This window comes from Sphingomonas sp. 1185 (genome assembly GCF_040544655.1).
Lineage (GTDB): Bacteria > Pseudomonadota > Alphaproteobacteria > Sphingomonadales > Sphingomonadaceae > Sphingomonas.
Map to the genome: position 1 here is coordinate 23,859 of NZ_JBEPKL010000008.1, position 23,929 is coordinate 47,787.

Sequence of the window (23,929 nt, forward strand, 5' to 3'; positions counted from 1 at the left end):
CACGCGATCAACCCAAAATGGCCCAGGTGACGGCCGCGGTCAGGCCGATCAACATGACGAACGCATAGCTGTAGAGGTATCCCGTCTGGAAGCGCGCCGCACCCTTGCTGCCTTGCTGGATAAGCCAGGCAACGCCGTTGGGGCCGAAGCGGTCGATCGTCTTCTCGTCGCCACGGTGCCACAGGAACCGGCCGATCGCGAAGGCGGGGCGCACGAAGAGGAAATGGTAGATCTCGTCGAAATACCATTTGTTGAGGAGGAAGCGGTACAGGATGCGGAACTGGTCCGCGAACTTGGCCGGGAATTCCGGCGCACGGATATAGGTCAGATACGCGGTCAGCAGACCGAGCAGCATCACCACCGTCGCCGACAGCTTCACCCACACCGGCACGCCGTGCATCGAGTGCATGAGGTGCTCATTGAAGGCGATCGCGCCCTTCCAATAGCTCTCGCCCGCCTCCGGCTCGATGAACCAGCCGTGGAAGACGAAGCCCGCCGCGATCGCGCCGATCGACAGGACGATCAGCGGGATCAGCATGACCAGCGGGCTTTCATGCGGGTGATAGCCGCCGGTGCCCTCGGGCATATCGGCATGGCCCGCGCTGTGGACGTGCGGCTCATGACCGGCATCTTCCGAATGCGCGTCATTGTGGTGCGCATCATGAGCCGCCCCGTGCGCATGATCGTCATGGCCATGGCCATGCGCGTCGTGCAGCGCGTGCTGGATATGCTCCGACCCGGTCCAGCGCGGCTTGCCCCAGAAGGTCAGGAACATCAGGCGCCACGAATAGAAGCTGGTCAGCAGCGCGGCGATCACGCCCGCCCAGAACGCGAAGCCCGAACCACCCGCATAGGCGACCTCGATGATCGCGTCCTTCGAGTGGAAGCCCGCAAAACCGAACGCCATCGGATTGCCGAACAGAGCCGGGATACCGACGCCGGTGATCGCCAGCGTGCCCATCATCATCGCCCAGAAGGTGAGCGGGATGTGGCGGCGCAGGCCACCATAATAGCGCATGTCCTGCTCGTGATGCATCGCATGGATCACCGAGCCGGCCCCCAGGAACAGCAGCGCCTTGAAGAAGGCGTGGGTGAACAGGTGGAACATCGCCGCGCCATACGCGCCGACGCCGGCCGCGAAGAACATATAGCCCAGCTGCGAACAGGTCGAATAGGCGATGACGCGCTTGATGTCGGTCTGCACCGTGCCGACGGTCGCGGCGAAGAAGCAGGTGCATGCACCAATCACGGTGATCACGCCCAACGCGGTCGGCGACGTCTCGAACATCGGCGACAGGCGGCACACCATGAACACGCCCGCAGTCACCATGGTCGCGGCGTGGATCAGCGCCGACACCGGGGTCGGGCCTTCCATCGCGTCCGGCAGCCAGGTGTGGAGACCCAGCTGCGCCGACTTGCCCATCGCACCGACGAACAGCAGCAGGCAGAGCACGGTCATCGTGTCGAAGCGATAGCCGAGGAACCCGATGGTCGACCCCGCCATGGTCGGCGCGGCCGCCAGGATTTCGGGGATCGACACCGTCTTGAACACCAGGAAGGTGCCGAAGATGCCGAGCATGAAGCCCAGGTCGCCGACGCGGTTGACGACGAACGCCTTGATCGCGGCCGCGTTGGCCGACGGCTTACGGAACCAGAAGCCGATCAGCAGGTAGGACGCGAGACCCACGCCTTCCCAGCCGAAGAACATCTGGACCAGATTGTCCGCCGTCACGAGCATCAGCATCGCGAAGGTGAAGAGGCAGAGATAGGCGAAGAAGCGCGGCTGATCCGGCTCCTCGCTCATATAGCCCCAGCTATAGAGGTGGACGAGCGCCGAGACGCTGGTGATGACCACCAGCATGATCGCGGTCAGCGAGTCGACGCGCAGCGCCCAGTCGACCGACATGTCGCCGCTGGTGATCCAGTGGAGCACCGGCGTGACCGTCGCGACATTGGCGCCCGACAGATAGCCGATGAAGATCGGCCAGGACAGCGCGCAGGAAATGAACAGCGCGCCGGTCGTGACGACCTTGGCGGGCACGTTCCCGATAGCCTTGTTGCCGAACCCCGCAATGGCGGCGGCCAGCAACGGCAGGAAGACGATAGCGAGGATCAACCCGATTACCCCTTCATCCGGTTGACGTCGTCGACCGCGATGGTGCCGCGGCCACGGAAATAGATGACCAGGATCGCCAGACCGATCGCCGATTCACCGGCGGCTACGGTCAGCACGAACATGGCGAAGACCTGCCCCACCAGATCCTGAAGCGCGGCCGAGAAGGCGACGAGGTTCAGGTTCACGGCGAGCAGGATGAGCTCGATCGCCATGAGGATGACGATCAGGTTCTTCCGGTTCAGGAAGATACCCAGCACCCCCATGGTGAACAGGATCGCTGCGACGACCAGATAATGGACGAGACCGATCGTCACAGTTCCACCCCCTGCCCGATGGGCTGATTGATGTTGCGGATCGCCTCATGCGGCTGACGCGCATTCTGCTTGGCGATATTCTGCGGACGGACACCGCCGCGCTTGCGATGCGTGAGCACGATCGCACCGATCATCGCGACGAGCAGGACAAGCCCCGCACCCTCGAAGATGAACAGGTAGCGCGTGTACAGCAGGTTGCCGATCGCCTGGATGTTGGACACCTCGGGCGCGATCGGGGCCGCACGGGCCGCCAGCTGCACGCCGCCGACGCTCCAGGCCTGAAAGGCGATGATGACCTCGGCCAGCAGGGCGACGGCGAGTGCCAGGCCCAGCGGCAGATAGCGCGCAAAGCCCGCCCGCATCGCCGCGACCTCGATATCGAGCATCATGACGACGAAGAGGAACAACACCGCGACCGCGCCCACATAGACGATGACGAGCAGCATCGCGATGAACTCGGCCCCGCACAGCACCATGAGGCCCGCAGCGTTGAAGAACGCCAGGATCAGCCACATGACCGAGTGCACCGGATTGCGCGACGCGATCGTGAGCCCTGCGGACACGATCACCACGGTCGCGAAAATATAGAAGGCGATAGCCTGTATCACTGCCTGTCAGGCCCCTTTTCTGTCCGCCCCGAACCGTTGGTCGCGGGCTTTAACGGTACGGCGCATCGGCGGCAAGGTTCGCCGCGATCGCGCTTTCCCAGCGGTCACCGTTATCGAGCAACTTCGACTTGTCGTAGATCAGCTCTTCGCGGGTCTCGGTCGAAAATTCGAAGTTCGGACCCTCGACGATCGCATCGACCGGGCAAGCCTCCTGGCACAGCCCGCAATAGATGCACTTGGTCATGTCGATGTCATAGCGCGTCGTGCGGCGGCTGCCGTCGTCGCGGGGTTCCGCCTCGATCGTGATCGCCTGGGCGGGGCAGATCGCCTCGCACAGCTTGCACGCGATGCACCGCTCCTCGCCATTGGGGTAGCGACGCAGCGCGTGCTCCCCCCGGAAGCGCGGAGAGATGGGGTTCTTCTCGAACGGATAGTTGATCGTCGCCTTCGGCTTAAAGAAGTAGCGAAGGGTCAGCGCATGCCCCTTCACGAACTCCCACAGCGTAAAAGCCTTGACGTACTGAGCGACGCTCATGCCGGAACTCCCACGCGCGCATACATCAGCACGCCAGACACCAAGAATACCCAGAACAGCGACACCGGCAGGAACACCTTCCAGCCCAGCCGCATCAGCTGGTCGTACCGATAGCGCGGTACGGTCGCCTTCACCCACGAAAAGACGAAGAAGAAGAAGCACATCTTCAAGAGCAGCCAGACGATCCCCGGCACGGCGTAAAGCGGCGCCCAGTCGAGCGGCGGCAGATAGCCACCCCAGAACAGGATCGCGTTCAGCGCGCACATCAGGATGACGTTGGCATATTCGCCCAGCCAGAACAGCGCGAACGACATCGAGCTATACTCGGTCTGGTAACCCGCGACGAGCTCCGACTCCGCTTCGGTCAGATCGAACGGCGCGCGCTGCGTCTCGGCCAGCGCCGAGATGAAGAACATCACCGCCATCGGGAACAGCAGCGGGTTGAGGAAGAAGCCGTTGACCGGAATCCCCAACACGCTCTTCTGCGCCTCGACGATGTCGGTCAGGTTGAAGCTGCCCGACCACATCACGACCGAAATCAGGATGAAGCCGATCGCGACTTCATAGGACACCATCTGCGCGGCCGCACGAAGCGCCGAGTAGAAGGGATATTTCGAGTTCGAGGCCCAGCCCGACAGGATCACGCCGTACACGCCGAGCGACGAGGCGGCGAGGACGTACAGCAGGCCGACATTGATGTTGGCGACGACCACGCCCGGCTGGAACGGCACCACCGCCCAGACGATCAGCGCAACCGTGAAGGTGATGATCGGCGCCAGCAGGAACAGCCCGCGATTGGCGGCGGCCGGAACGATGGTCTCCTGAAGGAAGACCTTCAGACCGTCGGCGAAGGACTGGAGCAGACCGAAGGGGCCGACCACGTTCGGACCACGGCGCAGCGCCATCGCGGCCCAGATCTTGCGGTCGACATAGATGACCATCGCGACCGCCAGCATCAGCGGCAGCGCGATCGCCAGGATCCCGACCAAGGTCGCGATCGTCCAGGCCCAGCCATAAGGAAGGCCGAGCGTCGTGTTAAAAAACGCGGTCACTCCGCTGCCTCCGCATAGCTCTCACCATGGACCAGTTCGGCCGAGCAGCGCTGCATCGTCGGGCTGGCGCGGCAGATCGCGTTGGTGAGGTAGAAGTCCTTGATCGGATAGCCCTCGATCGTGCCCGACGCGGTTGCGTTCAGCGACGGCGCGGCCCAGTCGAAGGTGACGAGACCGACCTGGCCCAGCGCCGGAACCTCGGCGGCCATGGCGGCGCGGAGTTCGTCCAGCGTGTCGAACTTCAGGGTCTGGCCCAGAACCTCGGACAGCGCGCGGAAGATCGTCCAGTCGTCGCGCGCGTCGCCCGGTGCGAACACCGCGCGCTCGCCGCGCTGCACCCGGCCCTCGAGGTTGACCCAGGTGCCCGACTTCTCGGCATAGGTCGCGCCCGGCAGGATGACATCGGCGTGATGCGCACCCTTGTCGCCATGATGGCCGACGAACACCTTGAAGCTGCTGCCGAACTTGGCGAAGTCGACCTCGTCGGCGCCCAGGAAGAAGGCAAGCTTCGGCGCGGCCGCGACCACGTCGGCGATACCGCCCTTCTGCGCATAGCCGAGCATCAGCCCGCCCATGCGCGCGGCCGCCATGTGGACGACATTATAGCCGTTCCAGGCCGAACCGTCTTCCAGCGTCCGCACCAGATTGAACTGGTCGACCAGCTTCAGGCTCGCGCCATGCGCGCCCTTGATCGCACCGCCACCGAGGATGACCATCGGACGCGCGGCCTTGCCGAACAGCTCGGTCACCGCCTCGGGCAGGTTGCCCAGCACCGACAGGTCGGCGCCCAACCACTCGACCTTGTAGGTCAGGTCGGTTTCGGGGCCGATCGCGAAGACCTTGGCGCCCTTCTTGATCGCCTTGCGGATACGGGTGTTCACCAGCGGCGCTTCCCAGCGCAGATTGGTGCCGATCAGCAGGATCGCATCGGCGCGCTCGACGCCCGCGATGGTCGTGTTGAAGTTGACCGCGGCCAGGCTCGACGTGTCATAATCCATGCCGGTCTGGCGGCCCTCGAGCAGGCTCGAGCCCATCTTGGCCAGCAGCGCCTTCGCGGCGAACATCGTCTCGCAATCGACCTGATCGCCGGCGATCGCGGCAACGCTCGAACCGGCATTCACGTCACGGATCGCGGCGAAGGCCTCGTCCCAGGTCGCAGGCACCAGCTTGCCGTCGCGGCGGATGAACGGACGGTCGAGACGACGACGGACCAGGCCGTCGATCGCGTGACGCGTCTTGTCGCTCGCCCACTCCTCGTTCACCTCGTCGTTGATGCGCGGCACGCAGCGCAGCACCTGACGACCACGGCTGTCGAGGCGGATATTGGTGCCGACCGCGTCCATCACGTCGATGGCGAGCGTCTTCTTCAGCTCCCAGGGACGCGCCTCGAACGCATAGGGCTTGGACGTCAGCGCGCCCACCGGGCACAGGTCGACGACATTGCCCGACAGCTCGCTCGACACGGCCTGTTCGAGATAGGACGTGATCTGCATGTTCTCGCCGCGATAGATCGCGCCGATTTCCTCCACGCCCGCGACCTCTTCGGCGAAGCGGACGCAGCGGGTGCACTGGATGCAGCGGGTCATGACCGTCTTGACGATCGGACCCATATATTTCTCGGTGACGGCCCGCTTGTTCTCGTCATAGCGGCTATGGCCCTTGCCATAGGCCATGGACTGGTCCTGCAGGTCGCACTCGCCGCCCTGATCGCAGATCGGGCAGTCCAGCGGGTGGTTGATCAGCAGGAATTCCATCACGCCTTCGCGCGCGGCCTTCACCATTGGGGTGGTGGTGAAGATTTCCTGATTCTCCGCCGCCGGAAGCGCACACGACGCCTGCGGCTTGGGGGGCCCAGGCTTCACCTCGACCAGGCACATGCGGCAATTGCCCGCGATGGACAGCCGCTCATGATAGCAGAAGCGCGGGATTTCCTTGCCCGCAAGCTCACAGGCCTGCAGCACGGTGGCGCCCTGGGGCACCTCGATCTCGACGCCGTCGACTTTGACCTTAGGCATTATTCGGCAGCTTCCATCATCGGGGCGTTGCCGCCCGTCTCGCCTTTGCGTTCGCGAATGCGGCGTTCCATCTCCGGGCGGAAGTGGCGGATCAGGCCCTGGATCGGCCAGGCCGCCGCGTCGCCGAGCGCGCAGATGGTGTGGCCTTCGACCTGCTTCGTCACCTGGAACAGCGTGTCGATCTCGGAGACGTCGGCATCGCCGGTGCGCATCCGCTCCATCACGCGCCACATCCAGCCGGTGCCTTCCCGGCACGGGGTGCACTGGCCGCAGCTCTCATGCTTGTAGAAATAGGACAGACGGCTGATCGCGCGGACGATGTCGGTCGACTTGTCCATGACGATCACGGCCGCCGTGCCGAGACCCGATCCGACCGCCTTCAGGCCGTCGAAATCCATCGGCGCATCCATGATCTCAGCGGCGGGCACCAAAGGCACCGACGAACCGCCCGGGATCACCGCGAGCAGATTGTCCCAGCCGCCGCGAATGCCGCCGCAATGGCGCTCGATCAGCTCGCGGAAGCTGATCGACATGCTTTCCTCGACCACGCAGGGACGATCGACATGGCCCGAGATCTGGAAGAGCTTGGTGCCCTTATTGTTCTCGCGCCCGAAGGAGGAGAACCACTCGGCGCCGCGCCGCAGGATCGTCGGGGCGACCGCGATCGACTCGACATTGTTGACCGTGGTCGGGCAGCCATAAAGGCCCGCCCCCGCCGGGAAAGGCGGCTTGAGGCGCGGCTGGCCCTTCTTGCCCTCCAGGCTTTCGATCATCGCGGTTTCTTCGCCGCAGATATAGGCGCCCGCGCCGCGATGGACGAAGACGTCGAAGTCATAGCCCGAGCCACAGGCATTCTTGCCCAGGAAACCCCGGTCATACGCCTCGGCCACGGCTGCGAACAGCGTCTCGGCCTCGCGGATATATTCACCGCGAATATAGATATAGGCCGCCCGCGCGCGCATCGCGAAGCCCGCGACCAGCGCGCCCTCGATCAGCTTGTGCGGATCGTGGCGGATGATCTCGCGGTCCTTGCACGAACCCGGCTCGGACTCGTCGGCGTTGATGACCAGGAAGCTCGGCCGGTCGGGGCGCGGTTCCTTGGGCATGAAGCTCCACTTCATGCCGGTCGGGAAGCCCGCACCGCCGCGCCCGCGCAGACCCGACGCCTTGATGACGTCGATGATCTTGTCCTGGCCCAGCTCGAGCAGCGCCTTGGTATTGTCCCAATCGCCGCGCTTCATCGCCGCGTCGACGTTCCACGGCTGATAGCCGTAGAGATTGGTGAAAATGCGGTCCTTGTCAGCGAGCATTATGCGCCCCACTCCCCGCGATAGTCGTGATTGTCGCCGACCATGGCGGTCAGCGTGGTCGGACCGCCCAGCGGCTCGACCGTGTGGCGACCCGGCTCCTGCGTGCCGGTCTTGGGGCTCTCGCCGCGTGCCAGCGCTTCCAGGATCGTGACCGTGCGGTCGTAATCCAGATCCTCGTAATTGTCGTCGTTGATCTGGACCATCGGCGCGGAGGCGCAATTGCCCATGCACTCGACCTCGGTCAGCGTGAACAGGCCATCGGGCGTGGTCTTGCCCTTGATCAGCCCCTTGTTCTTGCACGCCGCCAGCACGTCGTCCGACCCGCGCAGCATGCACGGCGTCGTGCCGCACACCTGAACGTGATAGCGGCCGACCGGCGCCAGGTTGAACATCGTGTAGAAGGTCGCGACCTCATAGATGCGCATATAGGCGACGCCCAGCTGACGCGCGACGAACTCGATCACCGGCACGGGCAACCAGCCTTGCGTCTGCGTCTCCGCCCCCACCTGGCGCTGCGCCAGATCGAGGAACGGGATCGAGCAGGACTGTTCGCGACCCTTGGGATAGCGCGCGAGGATCTCGTTCGCCTTCTTCTGGTTCTCGTCCGTCCAGGCGAAATTGCCCCAGCGGGCGCGAACTTCGGCCTCGTCGGGAATGATGGCTGCGTCGGCCATTAGCGAATGAACTCCACGCGCGACACCTTGTCGTTCTCGAAGGAATAGATGGACATGACCTCGAACGCCTCGCCACCTGGCGCGCGTTCGACCTTTTCATGCAGCAGCACGGTCTCGCCGAATGCCTGGTCGGCGACGATCTCGGCGCGGTTCTGCGGGAATTGCGCGAACATCGCCTTCAGCCCCGAACGCACGCCCTCGCGCCCGTCGCGCAGGACGGCACCGCGATAGCCCGCTTCGCAGGCATCCTCGGTCATCAGCGCGACATAGGCATCGGCGTCCTGCGCATTGTAATGCGCGATCATCTCACGCGCGATCGCGACGCGCCGGGCGGTGTCGACCTCGCTCAACGGTCGCACTCCCCGAACACGATGTCCATCGCGCCCAGGATCGCGGTCGTGTCGGCCAGCATATGCCCCTTGGACATGAACTCCATGGCCTGGAGATGGCTGAACGCGGTCGGCCGGATCTTGCAGCGATAGGGTTTGTTCGATCCGTCGGAGACGAGATACACGCCGAACTCGCCCTTGGGGCTTTCGGTCGCGACATACACCTCACCGGCGGGGACGTGATACCCTTCGGTATAGAGCTTGAAGTGGTGAATCAGCGCTTCCATCGAGCGCTTCATCTCACCGCGCTTGGGCGGTGCGACCTTGCGATCGCTGGCCAGCACGGGACCTTCGGGCATCTGCGCCAGGCACTGCTTCATGATCCGGGCCGACTGGCGCACTTCCTCGACGCGCACCATGAACCGGTCATAGCAGTCGCCGCTGGTGCCGACCGGCACGTCGAAGTCGACCTTGTCATAGGCGTCGTAAGGCTGCGACTTGCGCAGGTCCCACGGGATGCCCGAGCCGCGGATCATCGGGCCGGAGAAGCCCCACTTGATCGCGTCCTCGCGGTTGACCACCGCGATGTCGACGTTGCGCTGCTTGAAGATGCGGTTGTTCGCCACCAGGCCGATCGCGTCCTCGAACAGGCGCGGCAGACGGGTGTCGAGCCAGTCGGCGATATCGGTCAGCAGCTTCAGCGGCACGTCCTGATGGACGCCACCGACGCGGAAGTAATTCGCATGCATGCGCGCGCCCGAGGCCCGCTCATAGAAGTTCATGCAGTCTTCGCGAATTTCGAACAGCCACAGGTTCGGCGTCATCGCGCCGACGTCCATGACGTGGCTGCCGATGTTGAGCATGTGGTTCGAGATGCGCGTCAGTTCCGCGAAGAACGTCCGCAGATATTGCGCGCGCAGCGGCACTTCCAGGTCGAGCAGCTTCTCGACCGCGAGCACATAGCTGTGCTCCATGCACATCGGCGAGCAGTAATCGAGGCGGTCGAAATAGGGCAGCGCCTGCGAATAGGTCTTGTATTCGATCAGCTTCTCGGTGCCGCGATGCAGCAGGCCGACATGCGGATCGACCCGCTCGACGATCTCACCGTCCAGCTCCATGACGAGGCGAAGCACGCCGTGCGCCGCCGGATGCTGCGGGCCGAAGTTGATCGTATAGTTCTGGATCGACACGTCACCCGTGGTCGGGTCGACGGCGTCGGTCTTGTGGAGCAGTTCGTCGACGTAGTCGCTCACTGATTCTGTCCTCCACCCTTGCCCGGCACGACGTCCGGATCCTGGGGCTTGCCCTCGGCCTTGTTGCCCGGATGCGGTTCGCCCGCACCCGTCTGCTTGGGGCTTTCGGTAGTCTTCACGTCGGCGGCACGCGGCGCGGCGGTCTTGTCCGGCTCGGCACCGGCCTTCTTGACCGCATCGGCGCTGGCCGGGGTCTGCGCGCCCTTGCCTTCGGGCTGCGCGCCCTTCTCGTCGCCGGGAAGCACATATTCGGCGCCTTCCCACGGGCTCTGGAAGTCGAAGTTGCGGAAGTCCTGCGCCAGCTTCACCGGCTCATAGACGACGCGCTTCTCTTCTTCCGAGTACCGCAGCTCGGTATAGCCGGTCAGCGGGAAGTCCTTGCGCAGCGGATGGCCGCGGAAGCCGTAATCGGTCAGGATGCGACGCAGGTCGCTATTGCCTGAGAACAGCACGCCGTACAGGTCATAGACCTCACGCTCCAGCCAGCCCGCGACCGGCCACAGGCCCGTCACCGACGGCACCGGCTTGTCCTCGTCGGTCGAGACATGGACATGCAGGCGGTGGTTACGGGTCAGCGACAACAGGCAATAGACCACCTCGAAACGCTCGTCGCGCTCGGGATAGTCGACGCCCGCAATCTCCATCAGCTGCTGATATTCCAGCCCCTTGGTGTCGCGCAGCGCGATCATCGCGGGAACCAGATTCGCACGGTCGACGACCAGCGCGACCTCGCCGACATGCTCGCGCGCGTCGAGCAGCCAGGGGCCGAGCGCGGCGCGGGCCGCATCGATCACGCCGTCATTCGCGGCGAAACGGGGAGCAGGCGCCCTCACCGTTCGATGCTCCCGGCACGGCGGATCTTCCGCTGCAACTGCATCACACCGTACAGCAGCGCCTCGGCGGTCGGCGGGCAGCCGGGGACATAGATGTCCACGGGCACGATCCGGTCACAGCCGCGCACCACCGAATAGCTGTAATGGTAATAGCCGCCGCCGTTGGCGCAGCTGCCCATCGAGATGACGTATTTCGGGTTCGACATCTGGTCGTACACACGACGCAGCGCCGGGGCCATCTTGTTGCACAGCGTACCCGCCACGATCATCACGTCCGACTGGCGCGGCGACGCGCGCGGCGCGGCGCCGAAGCGCTCCAGATCGTAACGCGGCATGTTCACGTGGATCATCTCCACCGCGCAGCACGCCAGACCGAAGGTCATCCACCAGAGCGAGCCGGTGCGCGCCCACTGGAACAGCTCCTCGGTCGAGGTGACGAGGAAGCCCTTGTCGGTCAGCTCGCCGTTCAGCCCGTCGAAAAAGCCCTGATCGGGCTGAATGACGGCCTGGGCATCATGGGCGGGTCCGCCATGGGCCTGCGGCTTGAACTCAACCGGACCGGAGTGAAGATTTACTCCCAATCCAACGCTCCCTTCTTCCACGCATAGACGAGACCCAGCGCGAGCTCGCCGATGAAGATCATCATCGAAAACCAGGCGGTCCAGCCGAGGCTGAAGACGCTGACCGCCCAGGGGTACAGAAACGCCGCTTCCAGATCGAAGACGATGAACAGGATCGCGACGAGATAGAAACGCACGTCGAACTGGCTGCGCGGGTCTTCGAACGCGGGGAAGCCGCATTCATATTCGGACAGCTTCTGCTCGTTGGGCTTATGGGCACCCGTCAGGCGCGCCACGAGCATCGGCAGAAACACGAAGGCCGTCGACAGAACCAGGGCAACGCCCAGGAACAGGAGGATCGGCAGATATTGCGACAGATCGACCAAGTTTTTCTCTCGCAGATGCGGAACTGGATGCGATTGGCTTTAGGCCGATGGGTCGGCCGGAGCAAGCCAGCGGAGGCATGAGAATGAATCGCAAGTGAACGCCCTCACCCGCCCTCATCCTCGAATTTTCAGATGGTAATTCAGTGGCTTGAACGCAAGAGGCATGGCCCCTTGCGTTCAAATCCCACCAAATTCTTAACGCAGCGCGTTGGCCAGCAGCTTGTGCAGCTTGGAATGCAGGCCCTCATTGGCCGCCAGATACTCGCCGCGCTCGAGCGACTTGTCCGAACCGCGGAAGTCGCTGACGAAACCGCCCGCCTCTCGCACCAGCAGCATGCCCGCCGCCGCGTCCCAGGGCTTCAGGCCCGACTCCCAGAAACCGTCGTAACGACCGGCGGCGACCCAGGCGAGGTCGAGCGCGGCCGAGCCGAAGCGGCGGATACCGGCGACCTGCGGCGCGATCGCACCGAAAATGCGGCTCCACTGGACGAAATCGCCATGCCCCAGGAACGGGATGCCGGTGGCGATCAGCGCCTCCGACAGATCGCGGCGCGACGACACGCGCAGGCGGCCGTCCTGCAACCAGGCACCCCGGCCCTTTTCGGCCCAGAAGCTCTCGTCGGTCAGCGGCTGATAGATCAGGCCGGTCGTCACCTCGCGCTTGCCGTTCGCCAGCGGCTCCTCGACCGCGATCGAGATGGCGAAGTGCGGGATGCCGTGCAGGAAGTTGGAGGTGCCGTCGAGCGGATCGATGATGAAGCGCGGCTTGGACGGATCGCCCTTGATCTCGCCGCCCTCCTCCATGAGGAAGTTCCAGTCGGGACGCGCCTTCTTCAGTTCCTCGAAGACGGTTTCCTCGGCGCGCTTGTCGGCCATCGACACGAAGTCGGCGGGCCCCTTGCGGCTGACCTGGAGGTGCTGGACCTCGTTGAAGTCGCGGCGAAGACGCGGCGCGGCCTTGCGCGCGGCGCGTTCCATGATGGTGAGAAGCCCGGAGTGCGAGGCCATGATCGTCCTTTCGGTGGCGCCTCTGCATCTCGGGCGCTGGAAGTGAAAAGGCCCGCCGCGAACGACGGGCCGGGACGGCGGATGACGGTGTCGCGCTCAAGCCGCGCCGGTCATCCGCCGATACCGATTAGTCCGCGCGGCGGACGTAGGTCTGTTCGTACACGTCGACGACGATGCGCGTGCCGCTGGCGATGTGCGGCGGCACCATCACGCGGACGCCATTGTCGAGGATGGCGGGCTTGTACGACGAGGAAGCGGTCTGCCCCTTCACCACCGCGTCCGCCTCGACGATGGTGGCTTCGATCTGGTCGGGAAGCTGGACCGAGATCGGCTTTTCCTCGTGCAGTTCCATCACGACGTCCATGCCGTCCTGAAGAAACGCGGCGGCGTCGCCCAGCAGGTCGCGCGGGAGCGTGATCTGCTCGTAGCTTTCCTTGTCCATGAAGGTCAGGTCGTCACCCTCGGCGAACAGGAACTGGAAGTCCTTGGTGTCGAGGCGAACGCGCTCGACCGTCTCGGCGGAGCGGAAGCGGACGTTCGTCTTGCGGCCGTCGATGAGGTTCTTCATCTCGACCTGCATATACGCACCGCCCTTGCCGGGCTGGGTGTGCTGAATCTTCACGGCGCGCCAGATGCCGCCTTCATACTCGATGATGTTGCCGGGACGAATGTCCACGCCGCTGATCTTCATGGGTCTTCAACCTGCTGGAAAGAGCAAAGGATGCCGGGGCGTGGCGCCGCACGGCAGTCCGTGTGGCCTGCCTTAGCTCGAAGCGGTCTTTCCGGCAAGCAGCGGATAGGGATCGACCGGCTCGCCCTGCCACCAGCCGTCCCCGGCGCGCATCCAGCTGATCGCGAAATGGAGATGGGTGTTGCCCGCCCCGGCATTGCCGCTGTCGCCGACATAGCCGACCACCTGCCCCTGGCGGACCGGCACGCCCTCCGCAATGCCCGGCGCATAGCCCTGAAGATGCGCGTAATAGAGGCTCCAGCGGCCGTCCCGCGAACGGATATAAAGAGTATGCCCGCCGCGATCGCTGTCGAACAGCTTCTCGATCGTGCCGGCCAGCGCCGCGACGACCGGGGTACCGGCGGGGGCGATCAGGTCGATCCCCTCATGCTTGCGCTTGCCGCCTTCGCGCGGATCGCCCCAATCATGATGCAGCGACCCCAGCGGATAATGCGCGATCGGCATGGCCAGCGCCGCCGAACTGCCCGCCACCGCCTGGCGGGCGGGGGCCGCGACCTCGGGCACCACCACCCGGCCCGGCCCGAACGACAGCATCGACAGGAAGCCGCCGACCCCGATCACGATCAGCGCCAGCATCACCCAGCCGAAGCGCGATAACGGCCCCCTGCCCCCGCTCTGCTTCATGCCCCCTCCTTCGAATCCGGCCGCCCATCCCCAAGCAAACGCGAGGAGGGACGCTTGTTTCCGAAACGCAACGGATGGGAGGGTTCTCGACCACCCTTCGCCCCCGCCACAGGGTGGGGGCGAAGCGGCGATATTATTTCAGCACCTCGGCAAAGGCCTTCACCGCGGCGGCCTCGTCGCCGTTCCACACCGCGCCCGACACGGCGAGGAAATCGGCCCCCGCCCGGACCAGCGGCGCGGCATTGGCCGGGGTGATCCCGCCGATCGCGACGCAGGGCAGCTCGAACAGCGTCGACCACCAGGACAGGACGACCGGCTCGGCCTGGTGCTTGGTTTCCTTGGTCGTGGTCGGGTAGAAGGCGCCGAACGCGACATAATCCGCGCCCGCCTCGCCCGCTTCCATCGCAAGATGGCGGCTGTCGTGACAGGTCAAGCCGATCTGCACCGTCGGGCCCAGCACGTCGCGCGCCTCGCGCGCGTCGCCATCCTCCTGCCCCAGATGGACGCCATCCGCGCCGAGCCGCTTGGCCAGGCTGATGCTGTCATTGACGACGAAGGCCACCTCGCGATCCGCGCAGATACGCTGGAGCGGCTCGGCGAGCTTGGCGGCGGCGTGCTGGTCCATGTCCTTCACGCGGAACTGGAATGCCGCGACCGGCCCCGCGTCGAGCGCGCGCGCCAGACGGTCGGGGAACGCCCCGGCCACGTCGAGCGGCGAGATCAGATAGAGCTGGCATGGCGGCCGCCGCATGTCGCGCACGAAGGCGCGGGCGAATTCGGGATCGAGCGGACCGAGGGGATCGTCTTCAAGCGTCATGCCTGTCCCCCTAGCGCGTGACGCGGCGTCCGTCACCTGGGGGCGGCGCATGGTGGAATGGGCGTCCCGGTTCCCCAACCGGAACGCCCAAGCCTGCCAAGAACTTATTCCTCGTTCTTGTAGATCGCGACCAGCTTGTCGAGCATCGCCAGCGCCTCGTCGCGCGGACGCTGGAAGGTGTTGCGGCCGATGATCGAGCCGTTGCCGCCGCCGTCGCGAATGTCGCGCGCATCCTGATAGACGGCGTCCGCCCCCTTGGCCGCGCCGCCCGAGAAGACGACGATCCGACGGCCCGCGAAGCTGGACTGGACGACGTGGCGCACCCGGTCGGCCTGGTGGGACCAGTCGGTGCCCTCATAGGCGGATTTGGCCTCGGCCTGTTCGATATGGTCGGTGGGCAGCTTCACCTTGATGATGTGCGCGCCGAGCTGCGCGGCCATGTGCGCCGCATAGGCCCCGACGTCGAGCGCCAGTTCGCCGTCCTTGGTCAGCTTGCCGCCGCGCGGATAGCTCCAGATCACGGTGGCGAGCCCCGCCTCGCGCGCTTCGGCCGTCAGGATCGCGATCTGGTCCATCGCGTCGAAAATGCCGTCCGAACCGGGATAGATTGTGAAGCCGATCGCCGCGCAGCCCAGCCGCACCGCGTCCTGCACGCTGCCCGTCACGGCCTGCGTGATAGAGGTACCCCAGCTGTTCGAGCTGTTGATCTTCAGGATGGTCGGGATCTGGCCCGCGAACGTGTCCGCCCCGGCCTCCAGCATCCCCAGCGGTGCGGCATAGGCGGACAGCCCGGCATCGATCGCCAGCTGGAAATGGTAATGCGGGTCATAGGCGGGCGGATTGATCGCGAAGCTGCGCGCGGGCCCGTGTTCGAACCCCTGGTCGACCGGCAGGATGATGAGCTTGCCGGTGCCCCCCAGCCGCCCCTGCATCAGGATACGCGCCAGATTGGCCTTCACGGCCGCCGGCGTGGCTTCGTACTTGTCGAGAATGGCCTTCACGATCGGGGTCATCGATTCTCTCCGGATTGGGTTCGGGGAATAGGTCAGAGCATCAGCCAGCGGCGCAGCGCCTGGTCGACCTGCTCCATCCGGGTGGGCGAAGCATGGCCGAGCAGTTTGACGATATGATTGCGCGGGATGGACAGGATCTTGTCCACCTGCACCTCGCACTCGACGGTCAGGCCGGTATGCTCGCGCGGGGAAAAGGCGACGCGGAACAGCGCCTCGCCGCCGACGACCGAGGTCATCGGACAGACGGTGATCGTACTGTGCGTCTCGTTGTAAAGGTCGGACTGGACGACCAGGAACGGGCGGTGGTCGCCCCCCTCGCCCGTTGTCGCGAGCACGATGGCGGCGTGCGAGATCTTCACGCCTCCGCCTCCTGCGCCAGCGCGTTCCAGAAGGCGAAATCCTCCGGCGTGTCGCGCTTCGACGCGCGAGTCGACTGCCGACGGGCCTCGCGGCGATACGCCTCGTCATGCAGGTCGACATAGCGCCGCACCGCCTCGCGCGCGATGTCGCTCTTGCTGCGGCCCTGCGTCCGCGCGACGGCCGCCAGCCGCTCTTCCAATTCGGTGTCGAGACGAACGCCGAGCATCGCCATTCCTTCGTTTAACACGTTCAACGTAGCAAGTCCGACAAGTCGGATCAAGCGCCCTTGACGGCATAAAGTGTGCACGATCATTCTGATGCGGGGCAGATGGGGGAGTCTCGGGATGAAATGGTTGCGCTTTGCAGGGGCCGCGATGCTGGCCGTGACGCCCGTTGCGTCCCCGACCCTCGCCAGATCCACGCCCAAGGTCGGCGACATCGCGCCCGATTTCGACCTGACGCTGATCGACGGCAGCCATGTCCGCCTGTCGGACCTGCGTGGGCAGGTGGTCGTGTTGAACTTCTGGGCGACATGGTGTGGGCCGTGTCGGGCGGAACTGCCGCTGCTCGACAATTACTACCGGGTCCAGGGCAAGCACGGCCTGAAGGTCTTCGCGGTCGCGACCGAGGACTCCCTGCCCCTCTATCAGCTGAAGCCGCTGTTCGCCGCCATGGCGATCCCCTCCGCGCGGCGGATCAAGGGGCCTTATGATATATTGGGGGCCGTGCCGACCAATTACATTATCGATCGCAGCGGGAGGGTTCGCTACGCCAAAGCGGCGGCGTTCGACCTTCAGGAACTCAACGCGCTGCTCGTGCCGCTGTTGAAAGAAACCCCGCCGCCAGAGGCGGCGGGGTCGTAATTTCCCGGCGTCACCCCGGCACAGCCGGGGCGGCGATATTACCCCGCGATCAGCGCGGCGACGCCGGGCAGGTCCTGGCCTTCCATCCATTCCAGGAACGCGCCGCCCGCGGTCGACACGAAGCTGAACTGCGTCCCCACGCCCGCCTGGTTCAGCGCGGCGACGGTATCGCCACCGCCCGCGACCGAGACGAGGCTGCCATCCTGGGTCAGCGCCGCCGCCGTCTTGGCGAGCGCGACGGTCGCCATGTCGAAGGGCGGCGTCTCGAACGCGCCGAGCGGACCGTTCCAGACGAGCGTGCGGCAGTTCTTGAGCACATCGCCCAGCGCCTCGACCGCATTGGGGCCGAGATCGAGGATCATCTCGTCGGCGGCGACCTCGTGCACGTTGACGGTGCGCGTCGCGGGGTTCGGCTTGAACTCCTTGGCGACCACCACGTCATAGGGCAGGTGGACGGTGCAGCCCGCCTTGTCGGCGGCGTCGAGGATCTCCTCGGCGGTGCCGGTCAGGTCATGCTCGCACAGCGACTTGCCCACATCGACCCCGCGCGCGGCCAGGAAGGTGTTGGCCATGCCGCCGCCGATGATGAGGTGGTCGACCTTACCGACCAGATGCTTGAGCACGGCGAGCTTGGTCGAGACCTTGGCCCCGCCGACCACCGCCGCGACCGGATGCTGCGGATTGCCCAGCGCCTTTTCCAGCGCGTCGAGTTCGGCCTCCATCGCGCGTCCCGCGAACGCCGGAAGCTGGCGCGCCAGACCCTCGGTCGAGACATGCGCGCGGTGCGCCGCCGAGAAGGCGTCGTTGACGTACAGGTCGCCCAGCTTCGCGATCTGCGCCGCCAGTTCGGGGTCGTTCTTTTCCTCGCCCGCGTGGAAGCGGGTGTTTTCCAGGATCGCGATATCGCCGGGGTTCAGCGTCGCGACCGCCGCCTCCGCCGCCTCGCCCGCGACATCGTCGATGAAGCGGACCGGACGGCCCAGCACGTCGCTATAGGGCTGGGTCAGCATCGCCAGCGAATAGTCGGGGTTACGCTGCCCCTTGGGGCGGCCGAAATGGGCGAGGACCAAGACGATCGCGCCCTTGTCGGCCAGTTCGGTCACGGTCGCGATCGTCGCGCGCAGGCGCGTGTCGTCGGTCACGCGGCCATCGGCCATCGGCACGTTCAGATCCTCGCGGACCAGCACGCGCTTGCCCTGGACATCGCCCATATCGTCGAGCGTCTTGAAGGCCTTGGTCATGATTCCTCGATCCTGATGTTATCGCCGATGCGGATCGTGCCGCCCTCGATCACGCGGGTGCATACGCCACCGCGCCAGTCGGGCCTGAGGGCCGCCTGCAATCCGTCGGCGATCGCGTCCATGCGGTGGCACGGATCGCATTCCATGGTGATTTCCAGAAGGACGGGCCCGATACGCAGCCGGGTGCCCGGAATTTGGGGAAGGTCGAAATCCTCGACCAGCAGGTTCGCACGGCGCGCCTGCCAGGGGATGTCGCGGTCGATCTCGGCAAGTGCGGCGTCCCAGTCGGTCCGCTCGATCAGCGTCACCTGACGCCGCCCGCGCCCGCCGGGCTTGACCCGCCCGCGACAATCGCCTTCGACGCCGCCCGCCAGGGTGACGCTGGCGGTGTCGATCACCTCCATCGGCCCCTTGGGTACGGCATGGCGGGCGATGCCGGCCAGATGCCCGGTCATCGCCCGCCCCGTCGTCATCAGAGGAACTTCGCCATCGCGGTCGCGGTGTCGACCATGCGGTTCGAGAAGCCCCATTCATTGTCGTACCAGGACACGACGCGCACCAGCTTGCCGTCGATCACCGCCGTCTCCAGGCTGTCGACGGTCGAGGACTGCGGCGAGTGCATCAGGTCGATCGACACCAGCGGCTCGTCCGAGAAGACCAGCACGCCCTTCAACGGACCGTCTTCCGACGCCGCCTTCAGGATCGCGTTGACCTCTTCCTTGGTCGTGTCGCGCGCCGGGGTGAAGGTCAGGTCGACCAGGCTGACGTCGGGCACCGGCACGCGGATGGCCGAGCCGTCCAGCTTGCCCTTCAGTTCCGGCAGAACCTCGCCCACCGCGCGGGCAGCACCCGTGGTGGTCGGGATCATCGACATGGCGGCGGCGCGGGCGCGACGCAGATCGGGGTGGATCTGGTCGAGGATCTTCTGGTCGTTGGTATAGGCGTGGACCGTGGTCATCAGGCCGCGCTCGATCCCGATCGCGTCGTTCAGCACCTTGGCGACCGGCGCCAGGCAGTTGGTGGTGCACGAGGCGTTCGACACGATGGTGTGATCAGCGGTCAGCTTGTCATGGTTGACGCCGTACACGACGGTCAGGTCGACATTCTTGCCGGGGGCCGAGATCAGCACCTTCTTCGCGCCCGCCGCGATGTGCTTCTCGCACGACGCCTTGTCGGTGAAGAAGCCGGTGCACTCCAGGACCAGGTCGACGCCCAGTTCCTTGTGCGGCAGGTTCGCCGGATCGCGCTCGGCGGTGACGCGGATGCGCTTGCCGTCGATCACGATGTCGTTGCCGTCGGCCGACACCTCGCCCGGATAGCGGCCATGGACGCTGTCGCGGCTGAACAGCCAGGCGTTCGACTTGGCATCGGCCAGATCGTTGATCGCGACCAGTTCCAGCGCGTCGCCGCCCCGCTCGAGGATGGCGCGCGCGACCAGGCGGCCGATGCGGCCGAAGCCATTGATTGCAACCTTGACCGTCATGCCAGCAATCTCCTGTCTTTCACGTCGGGCCGATGACTGGACGCCCGGCCCCGGGTTCGGTGGGGGATGTAGCGGCCCGTGCCGCCGAATTCCACCGTTCGCGCTCGCCTTTCGGGGCCGATCGGGCCGCTGTCAACCGCCCCTCGGCCCCGGACGATCCAATTCCGGGTTGCCGCATGGAGCCATCCTGCTAAGCCGCATTCATGCCCGAACCCATTGTCGACGATGTCCTCTCCTCCGTCGAGCGGATCGACCGCGCGATCGCCCGTATCGAACAGGCGATCCGCACCCGCGCGGCCAAGGAAGACGCGCTCGCCCGCCGCCATGCCGCGCTGAAGGCGCGCATGGCCGACGCGGTCACCGCGCTGGACGACGTGATCAGCCGGGGGAGCGCCGCCTGATGGCCGAAGTGACGATCCTGGTCGGCGACCGTCCGCACACCGTCTATTGCCAGGACGGCGGCGAGGCGCGCGTCCGGATGCTGGGCCAGATGCTCGACCAGCGCTGGTCGGCCGCGCTGCGCGCCTCGGGCGGGCATAATGGCGAACGGGCGCTGCTCTTCGTCTCGCTGATGCTGGCCGACGCGCTGGAGGAGGCCGAGCGGCGACCGCCCGCCGGGGCCGCGGTCAGCGAGGCCGCGCTCGCGCGGATCGCCGAGCGGCTGGAGGGGCTGGCCGATGCACTGGACGAAGAAGGGCGATCCGGGAACGGCCGCCCTTGAGTAACGCGGAGTCCTCGCCTACATGGGTCGGCGGCGGGCTCTGCCCGGTACGAGCCACGATAATCCCTGAGGCTATTCTTCATCCAAGGGGGCTGTCCCTGCCCGGACCCTGGTCCGACGTACATGGTCCCCACCTGACGTATTGGGCGTCGGTGGATATTACGGCAAACGGCCATGGCGGTCCCGCCACCCGCTTTCTTCCGACATGACCGACAAACGTGCCCTGCGCGCCCGGATGCGGGCGGTTCGCGCCGCGCATGGCCCCGGCCTGCTGCCGGTCGCACGCCCTTTTCTCGACCGGCTGCTGCCCGGACAGATCGTCGCGGCCTATCGACCGCTGGGGTCGGAGGCCGATCCGGCCTTGTGGGTCGAGGCGGCACTGCACGCAGGCGCAACGATCGCCCTGCCCCATGTGGTGGACCGGGCGAGCCCGATCCGCTTCCTGCGGTGGTCGCAGGGACAAAATCTGGCCATCGGCGCCTTCGGGCTTCACCAGCCCTCCCCCGACGCCCCAGAATGCGCCCCCGACATCATCCTGACGCCGCTGGTCGGCTTCGACCGACACGGCAATCGGCTGGGCCAGGGCGCCGGCCATTATGACCGCGCCTTCGCCGCCCATCCCGACGCCTGGCGGGTCGGCATCGCCTGGAGCGCGCAGGAGGTCGAGGAACTGACGCCCGACAGCTGGGACGTGCCGCTCCACGCCATCGCCACCGAATCGGAATGGATCGTCCCATGACCCCCAGCTGGCGCAAACCCGCCGGAATGCTGCTGATCGTCGCAATCATCATCGTCTGGGCGATGCTGGTCGCCAGCCTGTCCGGCGTGGTCGGGGGGTGGCATTGGGTGTTGCAGCTGCTTTTCTATGTCGTCGCGGGGATCGTGTGGATCACGCCGATGAAGCCGCTGCTGCGCTGGATGGAGGGTGGAGGGGGCTGAGGGGGCGCCAGGGAACCAGCCCTGCCTGCTGCACCTGCCACCGCATCTTCGCTCGCCGACCCCGTTCACTGAGGCCGAAGGGAGGGATGGGCACAGGAGGCGGGTTTTCCGGAAAGCCATCGGCCACGAAGACCAACGCCCGTTCGCGCTGAGCGAAGTCGAAGCGCATGCCCTGCGCTCACAACCAAACCGGCAATGTCTGTGCTGAAAACAAAAGCGCCATCCCGAAGGATGGCGCGAGTGACGGGGCTCGAACCCGCGACCTCCGGCGTGACAGGCCGGCGCTCTAACCAACTGAGCTACACCCGCTTGAAAGCCATGGTATGCCAACCAAGATCGGCATCGGCCCCTAGTGGGGATTTCGATATTTTCAGCCATTCTCCGAGGAGAGTGGCGCGAGTGACGGGGCTCGAACCCGCGACCTCCGGCGTGACAGGCCGGCGCTCTAACCAACTGAGCTACACCCGCTGAAAGCGTCGAGGCGCGCCAACTAGGCGAGCGTTCCCGACCTGTCAACGCATCATTTCATTTTTCTTGCGGAACGTCCGCCGGGTCGCTGTCGCGGTCGAGATGGGTGAGCGTTCCATGCTCGAACAGGAAGCCCGCAATGTCGGGCTTGCCCGCCGCCTTGAGCACGGTCTGGAGGATGATGAGCAGCGGCACGGCCAGCAACGCGCCCAGCGTCCCCCACACCCATCCCCAGAAGCTGAGCGAGACGAGGATCAGGATCGGACTGATGGTCAGGCGGTGCCCGACGATCAGCGGGGTGATCAAATTCGCCTCCACCAGATGCATGCCGTACATGATGGCGGGGGGCGCCAGCGCGACCCAGATGTCGCTGAACGTCATCAGCCCGCCCACCGCCAGCAACAGCGCGCCGATCACCGGCCCGAAATAGGGGATATAGTTCAGCAGCGCGACGATACCGCCCCACATCAACGGATAGGGCATGCCGAACAGCGACAGCGCCCCCGCCACCGCACCGCCCAGCGCCAGGTTGATGATGGTGATGGTGCCCAGATAGGCCGACACGTCGTCGACCACGTCCTGGATCACCCGCGCGGTGGCCATCGCGCCGTCGAAGCTCGTCCGCCCACGAATCGTCTCGCGCCGCATCCGGGTCCAGCCCGACAGCACGAAGAAGACGACGAGGACGCCAAAGAGGAACTGGACGATCAGCCCCGGCGCGGAGGTCGCCGCCAGCTCCAGGATCGAGCTGGGCGGCGAGACGGCCGCCGTCTGCGCCTGGCGGATCGGGGTCGCGGCGACCTGCCGCAGCGCCTTGTTCACATAGCGTTCGAGGCTGGAATAGAGATCGAGCAGCGGCGCCAGATTGTCCTGGATCCGCCCGATCCGGCTGGGCAGCAGGCGGAAGAAGTCGGTGGCGGGCACCACGATCGCCGCCAGCGCGATATTGGCGACCACCAGGAACAGCAGGACGCACAGCAATGCGGCGAGCGGCGACGGCACGCGACGCCGCTCCAGCCACTCCAGGATCGGCACCAGCGCGATCGCGATGACCAGCGCGGTGGTCAGCGGCAGGAAGAACTCCGCCCCTTCCCTCAGCGCGAACGGCAGCGCGAGGATGAACCCCGCCCCCGCCGTCAGGGTCAGCCCGGCGAGCAGCCGGTCACGGCGCATCGCGATCCGCACCGCATCGCGCTGCCCCATGCCGACCGGCACCCCCAGGATCGAATCACCGACCGGCCGACCCGTGCCGACCCCGTCATCTTGCGCGTCACTCATCCGGTCACGTTAGCGGCTTTCCCCAAGCTGAAAAGCCGCTAACCGCGCCGTTTCATGACGTTTGCGTCATGCGGCGCGCATGGGTCCGCACCCTGCCGCCAACGGAGGGCGGCGGCACCGTCACCAGGCGCGGGGAATCCCGCCCGTCCGCTCCGCGACCGCATTCTCGATCGACTGGAGCTGGGTGCGGTTCAACACACCCGCATCCATCAGGTGCCGCATCAATTCGTCGGTCAACGCGGCCAGGAAGTGCAGCTCGGCACGCTCCGAGGCGCCATCTTCGTTCAAGACTTCCATCGCCATCTCCCGATCTTCTCGTCGACGCGAACTGTGTAGCGGGCACCCCAGGGGCGCGATAGTATCTTTTGCCCATCGCTC

At 65.8% G+C, this 23,929-nt stretch carries 30 protein-coding genes and 2 tRNA genes; 5 read left to right on the forward strand and 27 right to left on the reverse strand.

Annotated elements, in window-relative coordinates; translation table 11 throughout:
- Positions 1 to 7: 7 nt before the first annotated feature.
- From nuoL to ABIC44_RS08100, 20 genes are all read right to left on the reverse strand, one after another.
- Complete coding sequence (nuoL, locus tag ABIC44_RS08005; protein ID WP_502959831.1) at positions 8 to 2,116, reverse strand: NADH-quinone oxidoreductase subunit L; 2,109 nt, start codon at positions 2,114 to 2,116, stop codon at positions 8 to 10.
- Positions 2,117 to 2,121: 5 nt separating this feature from the next.
- Positions 2,122 to 2,430 carry an NADH-quinone oxidoreductase subunit NuoK gene (gene nuoK, locus ABIC44_RS08010; RefSeq protein ID WP_007404079.1) on the reverse strand — a complete coding sequence of 103 codons (309 nt, stop codon included), beginning with the start codon at positions 2,428 to 2,430 and terminating at the stop codon, positions 2,122 to 2,124.
- Positions 2,427 to 3,038: an NADH-quinone oxidoreductase subunit J gene (locus ABIC44_RS08015; protein ID WP_007404217.1), complete on the reverse strand. Its 612-nt coding sequence runs from the start codon at positions 3,036 to 3,038 to the stop codon at positions 2,427 to 2,429. Before ABIC44_RS08015 ends, nuoK begins: the two co-directional genes overlap by 4 nt.
- 49 nt (positions 3,039 to 3,087) lie before the next feature.
- On the reverse strand, positions 3,088 to 3,573 hold the full coding sequence (gene nuoI, locus ABIC44_RS08020; protein ID WP_042483186.1) for an NADH-quinone oxidoreductase subunit NuoI: 486 nt from the start codon (positions 3,571 to 3,573) through the stop codon (positions 3,088 to 3,090).
- A complete protein-coding gene (nuoH, locus tag ABIC44_RS08025) occupies positions 3,570 to 4,625 on the reverse strand; it encodes an NADH-quinone oxidoreductase subunit NuoH (protein WP_307099710.1) in 1,056 nt (351 codons plus the stop codon). Before nuoH ends, nuoI begins: the two co-directional genes overlap by 4 nt.
- Entirely contained in the window at positions 4,622 to 6,640 is a 2,019-nt protein-coding gene (gene nuoG / locus ABIC44_RS08030; protein ID WP_307099712.1) for an NADH-quinone oxidoreductase subunit NuoG, read from the reverse strand. Before nuoG ends, nuoH begins: the two co-directional genes overlap by 4 nt.
- Positions 6,640 to 7,950 (reverse strand): NADH-quinone oxidoreductase subunit NuoF, encoded by a 1,311-nt coding sequence (gene nuoF / locus ABIC44_RS08035; protein ID WP_007404054.1) that lies wholly within the window; start codon positions 7,948 to 7,950, stop codon positions 6,640 to 6,642. The genes nuoG and nuoF overlap by 1 nt, the downstream gene beginning before the upstream one ends.
- Positions 7,950 to 8,624, reverse strand: a complete 675-nt coding sequence (locus tag ABIC44_RS08040; protein ID WP_307099716.1) for a complex I 24 kDa subunit family protein — start codon at positions 8,622 to 8,624, stop codon at positions 7,950 to 7,952. The genes nuoF and ABIC44_RS08040 overlap by 1 nt, the downstream gene beginning before the upstream one ends.
- On the reverse strand, positions 8,624 to 8,929 hold the full coding sequence (locus tag ABIC44_RS08045; protein ID WP_309698210.1) for a nuclear transport factor 2 family protein: 306 nt from the start codon (positions 8,927 to 8,929) through the stop codon (positions 8,624 to 8,626). The genes ABIC44_RS08040 and ABIC44_RS08045 overlap by 1 nt, the downstream gene beginning before the upstream one ends.
- Before the next feature lie 41 nt (positions 8,930 to 8,970).
- A complete protein-coding gene (locus ABIC44_RS08050) occupies positions 8,971 to 10,206 on the reverse strand; it encodes an NADH-quinone oxidoreductase subunit D (protein WP_309696345.1) in 1,236 nt (411 codons plus the stop codon).
- Positions 10,203 to 11,039 (reverse strand): NADH-quinone oxidoreductase subunit C, encoded by an 837-nt coding sequence (locus ABIC44_RS08055; RefSeq protein ID WP_307099719.1) that lies wholly within the window; start codon positions 11,037 to 11,039, stop codon positions 10,203 to 10,205. The genes ABIC44_RS08050 and ABIC44_RS08055 overlap by 4 nt, the downstream gene beginning before the upstream one ends.
- The gene (locus tag ABIC44_RS08060) at positions 11,036 to 11,620 is read right to left on the reverse strand and encodes a NuoB/complex I 20 kDa subunit family protein (protein WP_502959832.1); all 585 of its coding nucleotides are present in this window, start codon (positions 11,618 to 11,620) and stop codon (positions 11,036 to 11,038) included. Before ABIC44_RS08060 ends, ABIC44_RS08055 begins: the two co-directional genes overlap by 4 nt.
- Positions 11,611 to 11,985: an NADH-quinone oxidoreductase subunit A gene (gene ndhC / locus ABIC44_RS08065; RefSeq protein WP_307099722.1), complete on the reverse strand. Its 375-nt coding sequence runs from the start codon at positions 11,983 to 11,985 to the stop codon at positions 11,611 to 11,613. Before ndhC ends, ABIC44_RS08060 begins: the two co-directional genes overlap by 10 nt.
- A 195-nt stretch (positions 11,986 to 12,180) precedes the next feature.
- Positions 12,181 to 12,993 (reverse strand): inositol monophosphatase family protein, encoded by an 813-nt coding sequence (locus ABIC44_RS08070; RefSeq protein ID WP_056438117.1) that lies wholly within the window; start codon positions 12,991 to 12,993, stop codon positions 12,181 to 12,183.
- A gap of 127 nt (positions 12,994 to 13,120) precedes the next feature.
- Positions 13,121 to 13,684, reverse strand: coding sequence for an elongation factor P (gene efp / locus ABIC44_RS08075; RefSeq protein ID WP_007403968.1), 564 nt, complete (start codon positions 13,682 to 13,684; stop codon positions 13,121 to 13,123).
- Positions 13,685 to 13,756: 72 nt separating this feature from the next.
- Positions 13,757 to 14,368, reverse strand: a complete 612-nt coding sequence (locus ABIC44_RS08080; RefSeq protein ID WP_354294741.1) for a M23 family metallopeptidase — start codon at positions 14,366 to 14,368, stop codon at positions 13,757 to 13,759.
- Positions 14,369 to 14,501: 133 nt separating this feature from the next.
- Positions 14,502 to 15,185, reverse strand: coding sequence for a thiamine phosphate synthase (gene thiE / locus ABIC44_RS08085; protein ID WP_354294742.1), 684 nt, complete (start codon positions 15,183 to 15,185; stop codon positions 14,502 to 14,504).
- Between the two features lie 104 nt (positions 15,186 to 15,289).
- Positions 15,290 to 16,198: a class I fructose-bisphosphate aldolase gene (locus ABIC44_RS08090; RefSeq protein WP_309696357.1), complete on the reverse strand. Its 909-nt coding sequence runs from the start codon at positions 16,196 to 16,198 to the stop codon at positions 15,290 to 15,292.
- Positions 16,199 to 16,230: 32 nt separating this feature from the next.
- Positions 16,231 to 16,557 carry a type II toxin-antitoxin system PemK/MazF family toxin gene (locus ABIC44_RS08095; protein WP_354294744.1) on the reverse strand — a complete coding sequence of 109 codons (327 nt, stop codon included), beginning with the start codon at positions 16,555 to 16,557 and terminating at the stop codon, positions 16,231 to 16,233.
- Complete coding sequence (locus tag ABIC44_RS08100) at positions 16,554 to 16,784, reverse strand: ribbon-helix-helix protein, CopG family (protein WP_307099731.1); 231 nt, start codon at positions 16,782 to 16,784, stop codon at positions 16,554 to 16,556. Before ABIC44_RS08100 ends, ABIC44_RS08095 begins: the two co-directional genes overlap by 4 nt.
- A 148-nt stretch (positions 16,785 to 16,932) precedes the next feature.
- On the opposite strand from ABIC44_RS08100, the gene ABIC44_RS08105 reads away from it, so the two are divergent.
- Positions 16,933 to 17,421 carry a TlpA family protein disulfide reductase gene (locus ABIC44_RS08105; protein ID WP_354294844.1) on the forward strand — a complete coding sequence of 163 codons (489 nt, stop codon included), beginning with the start codon at positions 16,933 to 16,935 and terminating at the stop codon, positions 17,419 to 17,421.
- Positions 17,422 to 17,459: 38 nt separating this feature from the next.
- On the opposite strand, the gene ABIC44_RS08110 is transcribed toward ABIC44_RS08105, so the two are convergent.
- Genes ABIC44_RS08110 through gap form a run of 3 tightly spaced genes read right to left on the reverse strand, consistent with a single transcriptional unit; the run spans position 17,460 to position 20,145 of the window.
- A complete protein-coding gene (locus ABIC44_RS08110) occupies positions 17,460 to 18,662 on the reverse strand; it encodes a phosphoglycerate kinase (RefSeq protein ID WP_354294746.1) in 1,203 nt (400 codons plus the stop codon).
- Positions 18,659 to 19,135, reverse strand: coding sequence for an MOSC domain-containing protein (locus ABIC44_RS08115; RefSeq protein WP_354294748.1), 477 nt, complete (start codon positions 19,133 to 19,135; stop codon positions 18,659 to 18,661). Before ABIC44_RS08115 ends, ABIC44_RS08110 begins: the two co-directional genes overlap by 4 nt.
- Positions 19,135 to 20,145: a type I glyceraldehyde-3-phosphate dehydrogenase gene (gap, locus tag ABIC44_RS08120; RefSeq protein ID WP_309696371.1), complete on the reverse strand. Its 1,011-nt coding sequence runs from the start codon at positions 20,143 to 20,145 to the stop codon at positions 19,135 to 19,137. The genes ABIC44_RS08115 and gap overlap by 1 nt, the downstream gene beginning before the upstream one ends.
- A 203-nt stretch (positions 20,146 to 20,348) precedes the next feature.
- Here gap and ABIC44_RS08125 point away from each other — a divergent pair, with 203 nt between their 5' ends.
- The 4 genes from ABIC44_RS08125 to ABIC44_RS08140 all read left to right on the forward strand — a co-directional run bounded on the left by ABIC44_RS08125 (position 20,349) and on the right by ABIC44_RS08140 (position 21,805).
- Positions 20,349 to 20,546, forward strand: a complete 198-nt coding sequence (locus tag ABIC44_RS08125; protein WP_307099739.1) for a hypothetical protein — start codon at positions 20,349 to 20,351, stop codon at positions 20,544 to 20,546.
- Complete coding sequence (locus tag ABIC44_RS08130; RefSeq protein WP_307099741.1) at positions 20,546 to 20,866, forward strand: cell division protein ZapA; 321 nt, start codon at positions 20,546 to 20,548, stop codon at positions 20,864 to 20,866. Before ABIC44_RS08125 ends, ABIC44_RS08130 begins: the two co-directional genes overlap by 1 nt.
- A gap of 205 nt (positions 20,867 to 21,071) precedes the next feature.
- Positions 21,072 to 21,605, forward strand: a complete 534-nt coding sequence (locus tag ABIC44_RS08135; protein WP_354294751.1) for a 5-formyltetrahydrofolate cyclo-ligase — start codon at positions 21,072 to 21,074, stop codon at positions 21,603 to 21,605.
- A complete protein-coding gene (locus tag ABIC44_RS08140; RefSeq protein ID WP_354294752.1) occupies positions 21,602 to 21,805 on the forward strand; it encodes a DUF2842 domain-containing protein in 204 nt (67 codons plus the stop codon). The genes ABIC44_RS08135 and ABIC44_RS08140 overlap by 4 nt, the downstream gene beginning before the upstream one ends.
- Positions 21,806 to 22,037: 232 nt before the next feature.
- On the opposite strand, the gene ABIC44_RS08145 is transcribed toward ABIC44_RS08140, so the two are convergent.
- The 4 genes from ABIC44_RS08145 to ABIC44_RS08160 form a co-directional block, all read right to left on the reverse strand.
- Positions 22,038 to 22,114: transfer RNA gene (locus tag ABIC44_RS08145), tRNA-Asp, on the reverse strand.
- Positions 22,115 to 22,196: 82 nt separating this feature from the next.
- A tRNA-Asp gene (locus ABIC44_RS08150) sits at positions 22,197 to 22,273 on the reverse strand.
- A gap of 57 nt (positions 22,274 to 22,330) precedes the next feature.
- The gene (locus ABIC44_RS08155) at positions 22,331 to 23,476 is read right to left on the reverse strand and encodes an AI-2E family transporter (RefSeq protein WP_354294846.1); all 1,146 of its coding nucleotides are present in this window, start codon (positions 23,474 to 23,476) and stop codon (positions 22,331 to 22,333) included.
- Positions 23,477 to 23,671: 195 nt separating this feature from the next.
- Positions 23,672 to 23,854: a hypothetical protein gene (locus tag ABIC44_RS08160; protein ID WP_309701828.1), complete on the reverse strand. Its 183-nt coding sequence runs from the start codon at positions 23,852 to 23,854 to the stop codon at positions 23,672 to 23,674.
- Positions 23,855 to 23,929 lie beyond the last annotated feature (75 nt).

What these genes read in the sequence shown, in the direction of transcription:
- ABIC44_RS08125 (WP_307099739.1), top strand. Translation starts at nt 20,349, where the DNA reads ATGCCCGAACCCATTGTCGACGATGTCCTCTCCTCCGTCGAGCGGATC.
- thiE (WP_354294742.1), bottom strand. Translation starts at nt 15,185, where the DNA reads ATGACGCTTGAAGACGATCCCCTCGGTCCGCTCGATCCCGAATTCGCC.
- ABIC44_RS08040 (WP_307099716.1), bottom strand. Translation starts at nt 8,624, where the DNA reads ATGGCCGACGCAGCCATCATTCCCGACGAGGCCGAAGTTCGCGCCCGC.
- ABIC44_RS08070 (WP_056438117.1), bottom strand. Translation starts at nt 12,993, where the DNA reads ATGGCCTCGCACTCCGGGCTTCTCACCATCATGGAACGCGCCGCGCGC.
- ABIC44_RS08080 (WP_354294741.1), bottom strand. Translation starts at nt 14,368, where the DNA reads ATGAAGCAGAGCGGGGGCAGGGGGCCGTTATCGCGCTTCGGCTGGGTG.
- ABIC44_RS08090 (WP_309696357.1), bottom strand. Translation starts at nt 16,198, where the DNA reads ATGACCCCGATCGTGAAGGCCATTCTCGACAAGTACGAAGCCACGCCG.
- nuoI (WP_042483186.1), bottom strand. Translation starts at nt 3,573, where the DNA reads ATGAGCGTCGCTCAGTACGTCAAGGCTTTTACGCTGTGGGAGTTCGTG.
- ABIC44_RS08110 (WP_354294746.1), bottom strand. Translation starts at nt 18,662, where the DNA reads ATGACCAAGGCCTTCAAGACGCTCGACGATATGGGCGATGTCCAGGGC.
- nuoG (WP_307099712.1), bottom strand. Translation starts at nt 6,640, where the DNA reads ATGCCTAAGGTCAAAGTCGACGGCGTCGAGATCGAGGTGCCCCAGGGC.
- ABIC44_RS08105 (WP_354294844.1), top strand. Translation starts at nt 16,933, where the DNA reads ATGCTGGCCGTGACGCCCGTTGCGTCCCCGACCCTCGCCAGATCCACG.
- gap (WP_309696371.1), bottom strand. Translation starts at nt 20,145, where the DNA reads ATGACGGTCAAGGTTGCAATCAATGGCTTCGGCCGCATCGGCCGCCTG.
- nuoF (WP_007404054.1), bottom strand. Translation starts at nt 7,950, where the DNA reads ATGCTCGCTGACAAGGACCGCATTTTCACCAATCTCTACGGCTATCAG.
- efp (WP_007403968.1), bottom strand. Translation starts at nt 13,684, where the DNA reads ATGAAGATCAGCGGCGTGGACATTCGTCCCGGCAACATCATCGAGTAT.
- ABIC44_RS08155 (WP_354294846.1), bottom strand. Translation starts at nt 23,476, where the DNA reads ATGGGGCAGCGCGATGCGGTGCGGATCGCGATGCGCCGTGACCGGCTG.
- ABIC44_RS08140 (WP_354294752.1), top strand. Translation starts at nt 21,602, where the DNA reads ATGACCCCCAGCTGGCGCAAACCCGCCGGAATGCTGCTGATCGTCGCA.
- ABIC44_RS08130 (WP_307099741.1), top strand. Translation starts at nt 20,546, where the DNA reads ATGGCCGAAGTGACGATCCTGGTCGGCGACCGTCCGCACACCGTCTAT.
- ABIC44_RS08115 (WP_354294748.1), bottom strand. Translation starts at nt 19,135, where the DNA reads ATGACGACGGGGCGGGCGATGACCGGGCATCTGGCCGGCATCGCCCGC.
- ABIC44_RS08135 (WP_354294751.1), top strand. Translation starts at nt 21,072, where the DNA reads ATGACCGACAAACGTGCCCTGCGCGCCCGGATGCGGGCGGTTCGCGCC.
- ABIC44_RS08160 (WP_309701828.1), bottom strand. Translation starts at nt 23,854, where the DNA reads ATGGCGATGGAAGTCTTGAACGAAGATGGCGCCTCGGAGCGTGCCGAG.
- ABIC44_RS08100 (WP_307099731.1), bottom strand. Translation starts at nt 16,784, where the DNA reads ATGCTCGGCGTTCGTCTCGACACCGAATTGGAAGAGCGGCTGGCGGCC.
- ABIC44_RS08045 (WP_309698210.1), bottom strand. Translation starts at nt 8,929, where the DNA reads ATGATCGCGCATTACAATGCGCAGGACGCCGATGCCTATGTCGCGCTG.